This is a genomic window from Streptomyces sp. NPDC048484, from assembly GCF_040651415.1.
Classification (GTDB): domain Bacteria; phylum Actinomycetota; class Actinomycetes; order Streptomycetales; family Streptomycetaceae; genus Streptomyces.
The window spans coordinates 62213-76498 of record NZ_JBEZJY010000026.1; the positions used below are offsets into that span (position 1 = coordinate 62213).

Genomic DNA, 14286 nt, shown 5'->3' on the forward strand with positions numbered 1-14286 from the left:
CTTTGAGGAGCCCGCCATGATGGATCTCGTCATCCGTGACGCGGAGGTCGTCGACGGCAGTGGAGGCCCCTCCTACCGGGCCGACGTGGGGATCGAGGGCGGCAGGATCACAGCCGTGGTCCAGGAGGCCGCGGCGGCCGGCTGTCTTCGGCCCGAGGCCCGCCGCGTGCTGGACGCCGAGGGCCTCGTCCTGTCACCCGGTTTCATCGACATGCACGCCCACAGCGACCTCGCCCTGCTGCGGGACCCCGACCACAGCGCGAAGGCCGCGCAGGGGGTGACGCTGGAGGTCATCGGGCAGGACGGGCTGTCGTACGCGCCGGTGGACGACCGCACGCTCGCGGAGATCCGCAGGGCGATCACCGGCTGGAACGGCGACGGCGACGACATCGACTTCACCTGGCGGTCGGTGGGCGGGTACCTGGACCGGCTGGATCACGGTTTCGGTGGTGAGGGCATCGCCGTCAACGCCGCCTACCTCGTTCCGCAGGGCGCCGTCCGGATGCTCGCCGTCGGCTGGGACGACCGTGAGGCCACGCCCGCAGAACTGGACCGGATGCGGCAGCTGGTCGCCGACGGCCTGCGCGAGGGCGCGGTCGGCATGTCGTCCGGGCTCACCTACACCCCCGGCATGTACGCCAAGGACGCCGAGCTGACCGAACTCTGCCGGGTGGTGGCGGAGTACGACGGCTACTACTGCCCGCATCACCGTTCGTACGGGGCCGGCGCCCTCGACGCGTACCGGGAGATGGTGGACCTGACCCGCGAGGCGGGCTGCCCGCTCCACCTCGCGCACGCCACCATGAACTTCGGCGTCAACAAGGGCAAGGGTCCTGATCTGCTGGCGCTCCTCGACAAGGCGCTCGCCGACGGGGCGGACATCAGCCTGGACACCTACCCGTACACCCCGGGATGTACGACTCTTGTGGCGATGCTGCCCAGCTGGGCGAACGAGGGCGGCCCGGAGTCGGTTCTCGCCCGGCTGAAGGACGACGGGACGGCCGAACGGATCCGCCACCACATGGAGGTCGTGGGCGCGGACGGCTGCCACGGCGTGCCCATCGAATGGGACACCATCGAGATCTCGGGCGTGAACGACCCGGCGCTCTCGTCCTACGTGGGCCGCACGGTCCAGCAGTCCGCGGACGCGCGCGGCGAGGCTCCCTGGACCACCGCCCGCCGGCTGCTCCTCGACGACGGTCTCGGCTCGACGATCCTCCAGCACGTGGGCCACGAGGAGAACGTGCAGGCGATCATGCGGCACCGCGTCCACACCGGCGGCTCGGACGGCATCCTGCGCGGCGACAAGCCGCACCCGCGCGCGTACGGCACGTTCCCGCAGTACCTCGGCCGGTACGTACGGGAGTTGGGCGTCCTCAGCCTGGAGGAGTGTGTCGCTCATCTGACGTCGCGCCCCGCGGCGCGGCTGCGGCTGCCCGACCGCGGCCTGGTCCGTGAGGGCTACCGCGCCGACCTGGTCCTCTTCGACCCGCAGACGGTCGCCGCGGGCTCGACGTTCGACGCCCCCCGTACGCTGCCGACCGGTATCCCGCATGTCCTGATCGACGGCCGTTTCGTCATCGAGGACGGCCGCCGGACGGACGTGCTGGCGGGCCGGGCGGTCCGCCGGACCACCACCGGCTGACCGCCCGCCGCCGCCAGCGCGCTACTGACGGATCACGGCTTGGGCAGGGTGCAGCCGCTCGCGCTCAGGTCGAGTTTGCTGTCGAGCCCGAAGCAGGCGGGGATCTGGTAGGTCTCCTGCCCGTAGTTGATGCCCGCGCGGACGGTGATGTTGCCGTTGGCGTCCACCTCGCACGGGTTGTTCTCCGTGCAGCGTCCGCCGTCCTCGTTACCGGTGTTGTTGACGGCGACGACGTTGCCGGTGGCGTTGTCGATCACGGGCGAGCCCGAGGTCCCGCCGATGGTCTGGCAGGCGGAGGTGTAGCGGACCGAGTCCTTCCAGGTCCAGGTGCCCTCCTTGAGGCGGTAGGCGAACCCGTCGATGTTGCAGGCGTAGGTCCGCTTCCAGTAGCCGGAGACGACCGTGATGGCACGGCCGGCCACCGGGTGCGTGTCGTTGAGTGTCAGCGCGCTGATGCCGTACGAGCTCTTGATCTGCCCGTACGTGGTGGTGAGCTGGTAGAGGGAGACGTCCGTGTCGGTCATCGTGGCGTACGTGATCTTGCTGGCGCGCAGGGTGGCGACGCGGGTGCCGGCCGAGTTCAGCAGGCCGAAGGTGCGGCTGGAGGCCCGGTCGACGATGACCTGGCCGGCCGCCGGGAAGCCGGTCTCCAGGCAGTGGCCGTTCGACATCACCAGCGCCGGGTCGTCGTCCTCCGAGTCCGAGAAGCGCACGACGGAGCCGGAGCAGTTGCTGAGCGCCACGGTGCCCGCGAAGGTGACGGCCTGAACGCCGGCGGGCGCCTTGGTGGCGGTGCTGGTACTGGTACTGGTGCTGGTCGACGTCTCCGTGGCGGCGGCCGCCGGTGTTGCCAGGCCCGTCCCTGCGATCACCAGGGCGCCGAGCGCGGCAAGGAGAGGCTTCTTCATGTGGGGTCCCCTCTTGCGACGTGAGCGGCCGGAGGTCTTCCGGCCACTTCCCGTTTTTGTCATGCGCATTCTGAAGGGACAGAATCCGGCGGACAAGGAGCTGAATCAAGCCGCCCGTCGAACCCGCCACCGAACCTGCCATCGAACCGGCCGTCGAACCACCCGGGGAACCGGTCGGCGAACCGGCCGGGGGTGGAAACCGCCCAAAGCGCCCCGTCTCACGTGGTGGAAAACACGCCGCGTGAAGCGTTACCCGGCCGTAAGCTCACGGGCATGCAGGTGATCCAGTCGACCAAGCTCGCCAACGTCTGTTACGAGATCCGGGGCCCGGTACTTGAGGAGGCGATGCGGCTGGAAGCGGCGGGCCATCCGATCCTCAAGCTGAACACCGGGAACCCGGCCGCGTTCGGCTTCGACTGCCCGCCGGAGATCCTGGAGGACATCCTCCGCAACGTGTCGTCGGCGCACGGCTACGGGGACGCGAAGGGCCTACTGGCGGCGCGCCGGGCCGTGGTCATGCACAACCAGACCCTCGGCATCGAGACGGACGTCGAGCACGTCTTCATCGGCAACGGCGTGTCCGAGCTGATCGTGATGGCGATGCAGGGGCTGCTGGACGACGGCGACGAGGTGCTCGTACCGGCACCGGACTATCCGCTGTGGACCGCGGCCGTCTCCCTCTCCGGCGGCACGGCCGTGCACTACCGCTGTGACGAGCAGTCCGACTGGATGCCCGATCTCGCCGACGTGGAGCGGAAGGTCACCGACCGCACCAAGGCGATCGTGATCATCAACCCGAACAACCCGACGGGCGCGGTCTACGACGAGGCGATGCTGCGGGGACTCACCGACATCGCCCGCCGCCACAACCTGCTGGTCTGCTCGGACGAGATCTACGACAAGATCCTCTACGACGAGGCCGTGCACACGCCGACCGCCAAGGTCGCCCCTGACCTGCTGACGCTCACCTTCAACGGGATGTCGAAGGCGTACCGCGTGGCCGGGTACCGGGTCGGCTGGATGGCGATCTCGGGGCCGAGGGCGCACGCCGACTCGTACATCGAGGGGCTGACGATCCTCGCCAACATGCGGTTGTGTGCGAACATGCCCGGCCAGCACGGTGTGGTCGCCGCGCTCAGCGGCCGGCAGACCATCAACGACCTCGTCCTGCCCGGCGGGCGACTGCGGGAGCAGCGGGATGTGGCGCACTCGCTGCTGACGCAGATTCCGGGCGTGACGTGCGTGAAGCCGAAGGGGGCTCTCTACCTCTTCCCGCGTCTCGATCCGAAGGTCTTCAAGATCAAGGACGACCGGCGGATGGTGCTGGACCTGCTGCGCACCGAGAAGATCATGGTGGTGCAGGGCACGGGCTTCAACTGGCCGGAACCGGACCACTTCCGGGTCGTCACCCTGCCCACGGCCCGGGACCTGACGGACGCGGTGACGCGGATCGGAAACTTCCTGGACGGGTACGGGCAAAGCTGACGCCCGGTCACATTCCATGCCCGTCCACCGACCTCATGGTCACTCCGCGTGGTCAACGGGGGTCGTTTTCCGAATCTACTCAACTTTAGACGAAATCCAAGCTAGGATGGCTTCCTGTCAGGCACACAGGAGGCCATCTCCCATGTACGAACCGATCCGCACCAAGTCGGTCCACGCGATGGCCGGCACCGCCGACTTCCCCCATCGGTCGCGCGAAGAGGAGCTGGACATCCAGCTCGCCGGTCATCTGGCGGCTCTGCTCGCGGTCACGGACGAGCTCCGCGGGCTCGAGCCGTCGGACGAGCTCGATGTCGCCGCGGAGCGGCTGGCCGAGCAGGTGACCCGCCTGCGCGACGGCCGCCCGCCGCTCCGTGCAGCCGTCGCCGTCGCCACCGGCCGCGAACCGCTTGCCGCCGGGCTCCACCAGCGGGCGCACGCCCTCGCGGGCCGCGCCCTCCTCGTCGCGGCGTCCCGCGCGGACACGGCGGCCGCGATTCTGGCCGCCGAGCGCATGGACGCACACGCGGCGACCGCGGAGACACCCGCTCTCACCTCTCACTGAGCCCCGGGTCCCACCGAGCCCTGGTTCCCACTGAGCCCCGGGCTCTCCAGCGCTGGGCTCCCTCGATCGGCCCCGGTCCGCGCGCACCCGCAGCGACGCGCGGACCGGGTGCCCCAGCCGAAGGGCCGAACGGCCGAAGGAAGGCCGCGAAGGGAAGATCCCGCTCCGGTTTCATACTGAGATGGGGTAGTCACCCTCTGTTCACCCGAAACAACGGGGAACGTTGGGTTCCGGGAGCAGGCTCCGGGTGTGAGACGAATAGTCGCCATCGTCCTGGCGGTGTTCCTGATCGGCGGAGTGGCAGCAGCCGTCGTAACAGGCCGCGACAAGCAGGACAGCAGCACGGCAACGACGACCGTGCGAGGAGTGATCGGGTCGGAGAAGGCGGAGTTCTTCGCCGACCCCGGTGTGGTGAAGGCCCTGGCTGCCAGGGGCTACACCGTGAGGACCGAGACCTCCGGGTCCTGGGCCATGGAAGGACTCGACCTCAAGGGGTACGACTTCGCCTTCCCCTCCAGCCGGACGCCCGCCGGGGAACTGGCCGCGAAGTACGGCGTACGGCAGCCGCTGCCGCGCCCCTTCTACTCGCCCCTCGTGGTCGTGGCGCACCGGAGCGCCGCCGAGGTACTGGCGGGCAACGGCCTCGCGACCCTGGGGAAAACGGGCAACGGCGCCCTCGACATGGGCGCCTACCTCAAGGCCGCCGAGGACGACAGGACCTGGCAGCAGCTCAAGGGGTCGGACCGGCACGGTGAGTTGAGCGGCACGCTGTTCATCTCCACCACCGACCCGACCAGTTCGAACTCGGGCGCGCTGTACCTCGCCGCCGCCTCCTACGTGGCCGACGGCGGCCGGGTCGCCGACGGCGCCGGGGCCGTCGCCCGCACGGCACCCCTGATGCGCAAGCTGATCAGCGTCCAGGGATCTCAGCAGTCCAGCACGGACGAGGCGTTCAGGGACTTCGTGAGCGGCGCCGGAAACCCGCTGGTCCTCGTGTACGAGTCCCAGGTCGCCTCGCTCCTCGCCCAGGGCCAGGACCTCGGCGACCTGACCGTGCTCTACCCGGACACCACCGCGAACAGCGACCACACCGTCGTCCCCCTCACGGACGAGGGGCGCGCTCTCGGCGAACTCCTCGGTACTGACAAGGAGTTGCGGAAGCTCGCGGTGCGGCACGGGTTCAGGCCACAGGGCGCGGCCGTCGAGTTCGCGGCGGCCACCGACGCCCACACCACGTATCTCAACCAGAAGCTGACCGGCGTCCGGCAGGCGCCCGTGCCCGCCTCCAAGGTGCTGCACGAGATGGCGCGCCGGGCCCGGGAGTAGGGGGAAACAGCAAGTGAGCAGCGCAGAGAACACTTTCACTCTCACCCCTCCGGAGGCCGTCGCGGCCGTGCCGAGGGACAAGGCCGGCGGACTCGTACCGGTCGACGAGTCGGTCCGTACCGACATGGCACGCAAGGCCGCCGAGTACGTCGACGGACTCGCCGTGCTCGACGCCCGCTCCCCCGAGTTCGCCGGGAGGATCGGCGAGATCGTCGCACTCGGCTCGGGTGAGATGCGCGCCGCGGCCGCCCAGTCGAACCGCATGCTGGAGCGCACGATCCGCGACCTGCCCGCGAACGGAGAGGACGCCCGGTCCCGCGTCTCGACCTCGCTCGTCGAACTCCGGCGCACCGTCGAGGACCTGGACCCGCGCGACCTGCCCGGCGGCAAAGCACGCAAGCTGCTGTCCCGGCTGCCGGGCGGCAACAGGCTCCGCGACCACGTGGCCAAGTACGCGTCCGCGCAGGGCACGCTGAACAAGATCGTCGGCTCCCTGCGCGGCGGCCAGGACGAACTGCGCCGCGACAACGCCGCGTTGCAGACGGAACGCGTCCGCCTCTGGGACTCGATGGGCAAGCTCCAGGAGTACGTCGTCCTCACCGAGGCCCTGGACGCGGCGGTCGAGGGGCACATCGCCGGCGTCGAAGCGACCGACCCCGCCCAGGCGGACCACCTGCGCGCCGACGTCCTCTTCCCCGTACGGCAGAAGCACCAGGACCTGCTCACCCAGCTCGCGGTGTGCGCCCAGGGCTATCTGGCGATGGACGTCGTCCGCCGCAACAACGAGGAGCTGATCAAGGGCGTCGACCGTGCGGCCACCACCACGGTCTCCGCGCTGCGCATCTCCGTGATGCTCGCCTCCGCCCTCGACAACCAGCGCAAGGTCGTCGAGCAGGTCGACGCGCTGCGCGGCACCACGGAGGACCTCATCCGCGGCAACGCCGAGATGCTCGCCACGCAGAGCGGCGAGATCCAGCGCATCGCCGCCGACCCGGCCGTCGGAGCGGAGACGCTGCGCTCGGCCTTCCAGCAGATCTACCAGACCCTCGACGCCATCGACACGTACAAGGTGCGGGCCACGGAGTCCATGGCGGCGACGGTGGACTCCCTGGCCTCCGAACTCCAGCACGCCACGGCGTATCTGGAGCGCAGCCGCTCGCAGGGCGCGCTGGAAGGAGGCCTCGCATGAGCTCCGACTTCAGACGGGGCGGCACTGTCCGGACTGGTACGGCTCGTGGTGCCGTGGCCGCCGTCGCCCTGGCGTTGGTGACGGCCGGCTGTACGTCGGCGGCGGAGCAGCCGGGCCCTGCCAACGGGCCCGAGCCCGGCACGCTGCGCATCCTCGCCTCCAGCGAACTCGCCGACATGAAGGGCGTCCTGGACCAGGTCCGCGAGGACACCGGCATCGAGGTACGCCCCACCTACATGGGCACCCTGGACGCGGTCGGCCTCCTCGCTGCGGGCAAGGCAAAGGGTGCGTACGACGCGATCTGGCTCTCCTCCAACGACTACCTGCGTCTCGACCCCGCCGCCGCGAGGCAGGTCGTGTCCCAGACTCCGGTCATGACCAGTCCGCTGGCCATCGGCGTGAAGGCCGCCACCGTACGGCAGCTGGGCTGGAAGCCGCAGGACGTCACCTGGGCCGACATCGAGGAAGCGGTGCGCGGCGGCGGGCTGACCTACGGCATGACCGACCCGTCCCGCTCCCACTCGGGTTTCTCCACCCTCGTATCGGTGGCGTCGGCCCTCTCCGGCGCCCAGTCCGCGCTCACGGACGCGGACGTGCGGCAGGCGACGCCCAGACTGACGGAGTTCTTCAAGGGCCAGCAGCTGACGTCCGGATCCTCCGGCTGGCTGGCGCAGGCGTACGACCGGCGCGGTGACGTCGACGCACTGCTCAACTACGAGTCGGTGCTGAAGTCGCTCAAGTCGAAGAAGGACTTGACGGTGATCCGCCCGCGCGACGGAGTGCTCACCGCCGGCTATCCGCTCTCCTCGCTCACCTCCACGAGCCGGGAGGTCCGCGACGACGTCCGCCGCCTCACCGAGGCCCTGCGCACCCCGGCGACCCAGCGGCTGATCACCGACAGCACCCTCCGCCGTCCCGTCGTCCCCTCCGTGCCGCCCGCGGCGGGCCTCGACACCGCCCGGCGGCGCGAACTCCCCTTCCCGGGCAGCCGTTCCGTCGCCGACGGGCTCCTCGACGCCTACGAGAACAAGCTGCGCCGCCCCTCCCGGACCGTCTACGTGCTCGACACCTCGGGCTCGATGGGCGAGGACGGGCGGCTCGACCGGCTGAAGAAGGCGCTCACCGACCTCACCGGCGACTTCCGCGAACGCGAGGAGGTGACGCTGATGCCGTTCGGCTCGGCGGTCAAGAACGTCACCACGCATCTGGTGCGGCCCGGGAACCCGCGCTCGGGGCTGGACGCGATCCGCCGCGACACCGCGGCGCTCACGGCCGAGGGCGACACCGCGATCTACACGTCGCTGCAGAAGGCGTACGAGCAGCTGGGGACGGACGACGACACGTTCACGTCGATCGTGCTGATGACGGACGGCGAGAACACGAAGGGCGCGGGCCCGGCGGAGTTCGACGGCTTCTACGGCGGGCTGTCGGAAGGCGAGCGGGAGATCCCCATCTTCCCGATCCTCTTCGGCGACTCCGACCGCGGCGAGCTGGAACACATCGCCGACCTGACTGGCGGCCGGCTCTTCGACGCCCAGCAGGGCTCGCTCGCCGGCGCCTTCAAGGAGATCCGTGGCTACCAATAGGCCCAACAGGAACAACAGGAACAACAAGCTCCTCGGCTACCTGGAGTCCCGCAAGAACCTCACCGGCAGCGCCTGCGGAATCACCGGCCTCGCACTGACCTTCGCGGGAGTGGCCGGCGCGTACTGGCCGTTCGTCGTCGCGGGCCTGTACGGCGCGGGCGCGCTGCTCGCCCCGCCGGAGCGGCCACCACTCCCGGACTTCCCGGACCCGTCCGCGCAGCTGGACGCGGTGCGCTGGGACTTCGGGAAGCTGCGGTCCTACCTGGCGGACGTCGAACTGCCGCCCGCCGCCGCCGGACGGCTCACCGAGCTGACCGAGCTGCTCGCCGCGCTGCTCGATCCCGGCTGGGTCGCGGAGATCCTCGCGCGGGACCCGGAGGGGGTGCACGCGCTGTCGCGGGCCGTGCGGACGGACATACCGGAGGCTGTCGACACGTTCGTACGGACGCGGTGGTGGGCGCGACTCGCGCCCGGCACGGAGGCGCCGGAGCGGCATCTCGAACGGCAGCTTGCTCTGCTGCACGAGGAGGTGTCGGTCCTGGCGGCGAGCCTCCGGGAGACGGAGGCCCGACGTCAGGAGTCTCACACGCGGTATCTGGAGGACCGCGCGTAGTCGGTGGTGACGGCCGGTTTCTCTCGCCCCCGGCGCCCCTGCCCGTCCCGTCCCTGGGGGCTGCCGGCCCCCGCATCGCGCTTGCGCGCTCATCCTCAAAGGCCGGACGAGCTGGAACTCCAGCCCGTCCGGCCTTTGGGGACCGGGGGTTCGGGGGCGGAGCCCCCGAGGTCGGGACGGGTAGGGGCGGCGGGGGCGAAAGAAGCCCCACACGCCTCAGCCCAGGCGCTTCACCAGCGCCCGGTACTCGTCCCACAGCTCCACCGGCGTGTGGTCGCCGAACGTGTTGAGGTGCTCGGGAACGAGCGCCGCCTCCTCGCGCCAGACCTCCTTGTCGACGGTGAGGAGGTAGTCGAGGTCGGACTCGGAGAGGTCGAGACCCTCCGTGTCGAGGGCGCCCTTGGCGGGGAGGACGCCGATGGGGGTCTCGACGCCCTCGGCCCGCCCGTCGAGTCGGTCCACGATCCATTTCAGGACTCGGCTGTTCTCGCCGAAGCCGGGCCAGACGAACTTGCCCGCGTCGTTCTTGCGGAACCAGTTGACGTAGTAGATCTTCGGGAGCTTGGACTGGTCCTTGTCCTTGGCGACATCTACCCAGTGGCCCATGTAGTCGCCCATGTTGTAGCCGCAGAAGGGGAGCATCGCGAAGGGGTCGCGGCGCAGCTCGCCCACCTTGCCCTCGGCGGCGGCGGTCTTCTCGGAGGCGACGTTGGCGCCCAGGAAGACACCGTGGTTCCAGTCGAAGGACTCCGTCACCAGCGGTACGGCCGTGGCGCGTCGTCCGCCGAACAGGATCGCCGAGATCGGCACGCCCTTGGGGTCCTCCCACTCGGGCGCGATGATCGGGCACTGCGCGGCGGGGACGGTGAAGCGGGCGTTGGGGTGCGCGGCGGGCGTACCGGACTCCGGTGTCCAGTCGTTGCCCTTCCAGTCCGTCAGGTGGGCCGGGGTCTCCTCCGTCATGCCCTCCCACCAGATGTCGTTGTCGTCGGTCAGGGCGACGTTGGTGAAGACGGAGTTGCCCCACAGCGTCTTCATCGCGTTGGCGTTGGTGTGTTCGCCTGTGCCGGGCGCGACGCCGAAGAAGCCGGCCTCGGGGTTGATGGCGTACAGCCGGCCGTCCTCGCCGAAGCGCATCCAGGCGATGTCGTCGCCGATGGTCTCGACGGTCCAGCCGCGGACCGTCGGCTCCAGCATCGCGAGGTTCGTCTTGCCGCAGGCCGACGGGAAGGCCGCCGCCACGTACTTCGACCCGCCCTGCGGGGGCGTCAGTTTGAGGATCAGCATGTGCTCGGCCAGCCAGCCCTCGTCGCGGGCCATGACAGAGGCGATGCGCAGGGCGTAGCACTTCTTGCCGAGCAGCGCGTTGCCGCCGTAGCCCGAGCCGTACGACCAGATCTCGCGGGTCTCGGGGAAGTGCGAGATGTACTTGGTGGAGTTGCAGGGCCACGGCACGTCCGCCTCGCCCTCCTCCAGCGGCGCTCCGAGCGTGTGCACAGCACGCACGAAGAAACCGTCGGAGCCGAGCTCGTCCAGGACCGGCTGACCCATACGGGTCATGGTGCGCATGGACACGGCGACGTACGCGGAGTCGGTGATCTCGACGCCGATGGCGGAGAGGTCGGAGCCGAGCGGGCCCATGCAGAACGGGACGACGTACATCGTCCGGCCGCGCATCGAGCCACGGAAGAGTCCCCCGTTGCCCTCCTTGCCCTGGAAGACCTCCCGCATCTCCGCGGGGTCCTTCCAGTGGTTGGTCGGGCCCGCGTCCTCCTCCTTGTCGGAGCAGATGAACGTCCGGTCCTCGACCCGCGCGACATCGGTCGGGTCGGAGGCCGCGTAGTAGGAGTTGGGGCGCTTGATCGGGTCGAGCTTCCGGAAGGTGCCCTTGCGGACGAGCTCCTCGCTCAGTCGCTCGTATTCGGCCTCTGAGCCGTCACACCAGACCACACTGTCCGGCTGCGTCAGTTCGGCGATCTCGTTGACCCACGAGATCAGTTCCTTGTGAGTGGTGGGGCCGGTGGTGGGGCCGGTGGTCGAAGAGGGAGCCGCGATGTCGCGCGCCACGATCGCTCCTAGATGAGGGGTTTTGGGTTTTTGTGCCCCGTGGGGGCTGCGACCCGGATGCTTCACGTAACCGACCCTTACCGATCTTTCCGGCAGATATCGATCTTCCTGGCGCTCATCCGGTGCCGACCGCACTCATTTGATCATCCGACGGGTCCGCGCATATGTCCAGAGGGCCTCACACCTGAGCAGCGTGAGCATCACCACTTGTTCGCCCGACCTTGCCGCCCGACATGCACAAAGTCCTTTTCCTGCCCACCCGCCACCAGGCCCGACGTGCGACACGCGACGCGCCATGAGACACCGGCCACTTGGCACCCCTCTTATCGGGTGGACTGATATGTAACCTACGGTTCCGTAGGTACGATGGGTTCCATGACTGCGCCCAGTTCCGACGCCTCTGCGGACACGCCTGCCGTCGACCGTGTCGCCGAAGCGCTCTCCCTGCCGCACCCCGTCAAACCACGGCTGCGCGGCTGGCTGCACGCCGGGATGTTTCCCGCGGTCCTCGTCTCCGGCCTGGTGCTGACGGCACTGGCCGGGTCGACCCGCGCCCGTGCGGCCTGCGCGATCTTCGTCCTCACGGCCTGCCTGCTGTTCGGGGTCAGCGCGATCTACCATCGCGGCACCTGGAGTCCACGCATGGACGGTGTGCTGCGCAGACTCGACCACGCGAACATCTTCCTCATCATCGCGGGCTCGTACACGCCGCTGACGATGCTGCTGCTCCCGGAGAGCAAGGGCCGCTGGCTGCTGTGGGGCATCTGGGGCGCGGCGCTCGCGGGCATCGCCTTCCGCGTCTTCTGGATCGGCGCCCCACGCTGGCTCTACACCCCGTGCTACATCGCGATGGGCTGGGCGGCCGTCTTCTTCCTCCCCGACTTCATGCGGGCCGGCGGCATCGCCGTCCTGGTCCTCGTGATCGTGGGCGGACTCCTCTACAGCGCCGGGGGCGTGATCTACGCACTCAAGCGCCCCAACCCGTCACCGCGCTGGTTCGGCTTCCACGAGGTCTTCCACTCCCTCACCCTCGCGGCGTTCATCGCGCACTACATCGGGATCTCGATAGTGGCCTACCAGTACAGCTAGCCGTACCAGTACAGCTAGCCACAGACCGACCACGGACAGCCACCTGCACCCGCGGACCACCACCCGCACCCCCTCGACAAACCACACCCTCTCGACAAATGGGCCCCACCGCAGCGCGCGGCGGGGCCCTTTCGCGTGCCCGCAGCCGACAGCCCGGCCAAACCCCAGCCAACCCGGCGAGTAATGAATTGACAGTTACTACTTTTTGGGAGTTACTCTCATTTCATGGCTACTGTCATCAAGCAAACCGATCCAGCCCTCGACCCCCGCCGCTGGTGGGCCCTGGGTGCCCTGGTCGCGAGCATGCTCGTCCTCGGCTTCGACATGACGATCCTCAACGTGGCGCTTCCGACCATGGCCGGGCAGTTGGGCGCGAGCACCGGTGAACAGCAGTGGATGGCGGATGCGTACGTCGTCGTCTTCGCGGCGCTGATGCTTCCCGCCGGGCTGCTCGGCGACCGGTTCGGGCGGCGCCGGATGCTGATGGCCGGGCTCGGCATCTTCCTCGCAGGCTCACTGCTCGGTTCGCTGGCCGGTGATGTGACCTGGGTCGTCGTCGCCCGTGCGGTGATGGGCCTGGGCGGCGCGCTGGTGATGCCGCTCGCCCTGTCCGTCCTGCCCTCGCTCTTCCCGCCCACCGAGCGCACCAAGGCGGTCGGCGTCATCTCGGCCGCGTCCGCGCTCGGCATGCCGCTCGGCCCGATCATCGGAGGCTGGCTGCTCGACCACTTCTGGTGGGGCTCGGTCTTCCTGATCAACGTCCCGATGGCCGCCATCGGCATCGCCGCCTGCCTGTTCCTGCTGCCCGAGACCCGCGACCCGGCCTCCCCGAAGGTCGACGCCGTCTCCACCGCGCTCACCGCGGCGGGGCTCGGCGCCCTGATCTACGCGATCATCGAGGCGCCGACCCGCGGCTGGGGCGACCCGCTCGTGCTCGGTCTGATCGCCGGAGCCGTCGCTCTGCTCGCCCTGCTCGTCCGGCGCGAACGCCGCTCCGCCCGCCCCATGCTCGACATGTCCCTGCTCACGCACCGCGGCTTCGTGCTCAACACGGTCGCGGCGACGCTCGTGATGTTCGTCCTGTCCGGCCTGATGTTCGTGCTGCCGCCCTATCTGCAGGCCGTCCTCGGCAACGACGCCCTCGGCACAGGCGTACGCATGCTGCCGATGATGGGCGGGCTGATGGTCGCGGCGAGGACGGCCCAGCCGGTCGTGGCGCGGTTCGGGTCGCGTGGCGTGGTGAGCGCCGGTCTGGTGGTGCTGGCCTTCGCAGCGTTCCTCGGGAGTCGTACGACGGTCGAGTCCGGGTACGGCTTCACGGCGCTGTGGTTGTCGATCGCGGGCCTCGGCTTCGGCTTCGCCGTCGTCCCGGCGATGGACGGGGCACTGGGCACCCTGCCCGCGGACCGGGCGGGCAGCGGCTCCGGGCTCCTCATGACGCTGCGCCAGGTCGGCGGGGCGATCGGTATCGCACTGCTCGGCAGTCTGCTGGCCGCGGCGTTCCGGGACCGGCTCGACGTGACCGGGCTGCCCGAGCGGGCGGCGGACACGGCCCGGGAATCCGTGGTCGCGGCACACCTCGTCGCCGAACGGGCGGGCACCGCCGATCTGGTGACCTCCGCGGACACGGCGTACGTCCACGGCATGAGCCTCGTCCTGCTGGTGTGCGGGATCGCTTCGCTCGTGACGGCGCTGCTGGCGGGGGCGTTCCTGCCGAACACCAGGTCGCAGGACGTCACGGGGCCCGAGGAGGAAGAGGAGGAGGAGAAGCCGGCCCCGGACATGGCACCCTCCCCGGCCGATGGCCGACAATGAC

The 14286-nt window shown here is 69.7% G+C and carries 11 protein-coding genes; 9 read left to right on the top strand and 2 right to left on the bottom strand.

The features are described from left to right. Positions 1–19 precede the first annotated feature (19 nt). Positions 20–1645: a D-aminoacylase gene (locus AB0D14_RS25750; protein ID WP_362783396.1), complete on the top strand. Its 1626-nt coding sequence runs from the start codon at positions 20–22 to the stop codon at positions 1643–1645. Positions 1646–1677: 32 nt separating this feature from the next. On the opposite strand, the gene AB0D14_RS25755 is transcribed toward AB0D14_RS25750, so the two are convergent. Further along, positions 1678–2553, bottom strand: a complete 876-nt coding sequence (locus AB0D14_RS25755; protein WP_362783165.1) for a serine protease — start codon at positions 2551–2553, stop codon at positions 1678–1680. A gap of 273 nt (positions 2554–2826) precedes the next feature. On the opposite strand from AB0D14_RS25755, the gene AB0D14_RS25760 reads away from it, so the two are divergent. From AB0D14_RS25760 to AB0D14_RS25785, 6 genes are all read left to right on the top strand, one after another. After that, a complete protein-coding gene (locus AB0D14_RS25760; protein WP_362783168.1) occupies positions 2827–4038 on the top strand; it encodes a pyridoxal phosphate-dependent aminotransferase in 1212 nt (403 codons plus the stop codon). A 142-nt stretch (positions 4039–4180) separates the two neighbouring features. Continuing rightward, positions 4181–4600 carry a hypothetical protein gene (locus AB0D14_RS25765; protein ID WP_362783171.1) on the top strand — a complete coding sequence of 140 codons (420 nt, stop codon included), beginning with the start codon at positions 4181–4183 and terminating at the stop codon, positions 4598–4600. Positions 4601–4849: 249 nt separating this feature from the next. After that, positions 4850–5926, top strand: a complete 1077-nt coding sequence (locus AB0D14_RS25770) for a hypothetical protein (protein ID WP_362783174.1) — start codon at positions 4850–4852, stop codon at positions 5924–5926. Positions 5927–5939: 13 nt separating this feature from the next. Then, positions 5940–7115 carry a toxic anion resistance protein gene (locus tag AB0D14_RS25775; protein WP_362783176.1) on the top strand — a complete coding sequence of 392 codons (1176 nt, stop codon included), beginning with the start codon at positions 5940–5942 and terminating at the stop codon, positions 7113–7115. Beyond that, a complete protein-coding gene (locus AB0D14_RS25780) occupies positions 7112–8701 on the top strand; it encodes a substrate-binding and VWA domain-containing protein (RefSeq protein ID WP_362783179.1) in 1590 nt (529 codons plus the stop codon). Before AB0D14_RS25775 ends, AB0D14_RS25780 begins: the two co-directional genes overlap by 4 nt. Then, positions 8688–9314: a hypothetical protein gene (locus AB0D14_RS25785; RefSeq protein ID WP_362783182.1), complete on the top strand. Its 627-nt coding sequence runs from the start codon at positions 8688–8690 to the stop codon at positions 9312–9314. The genes AB0D14_RS25780 and AB0D14_RS25785 overlap by 14 nt, the downstream gene beginning before the upstream one ends. A gap of 216 nt (positions 9315–9530) precedes the next feature. Here AB0D14_RS25785 and AB0D14_RS25790 read toward each other — a convergent pair whose 3' ends face one another. Further along, on the bottom strand, positions 9531–11381 hold the full coding sequence (locus AB0D14_RS25790; protein ID WP_362783185.1) for a phosphoenolpyruvate carboxykinase (GTP): 1851 nt from the start codon (positions 11379–11381) through the stop codon (positions 9531–9533). 375 nt (positions 11382–11756) lie between these two features. Between AB0D14_RS25790 and AB0D14_RS25795 the strand changes: the two genes are divergently transcribed. Together AB0D14_RS25795 and AB0D14_RS25800 are read left to right on the top strand one after the other, a co-directional pair. Then, positions 11757–12470: a hemolysin III family protein gene (locus tag AB0D14_RS25795; RefSeq protein ID WP_362783188.1), complete on the top strand. Its 714-nt coding sequence runs from the start codon at positions 11757–11759 to the stop codon at positions 12468–12470. Between the two features lie 225 nt (positions 12471–12695). Next, positions 12696–14285: an MFS transporter gene (locus AB0D14_RS25800; protein ID WP_362783191.1), complete on the top strand. Its 1590-nt coding sequence runs from the start codon at positions 12696–12698 to the stop codon at positions 14283–14285. Position 14286: the final 1 nt, after the last annotated feature.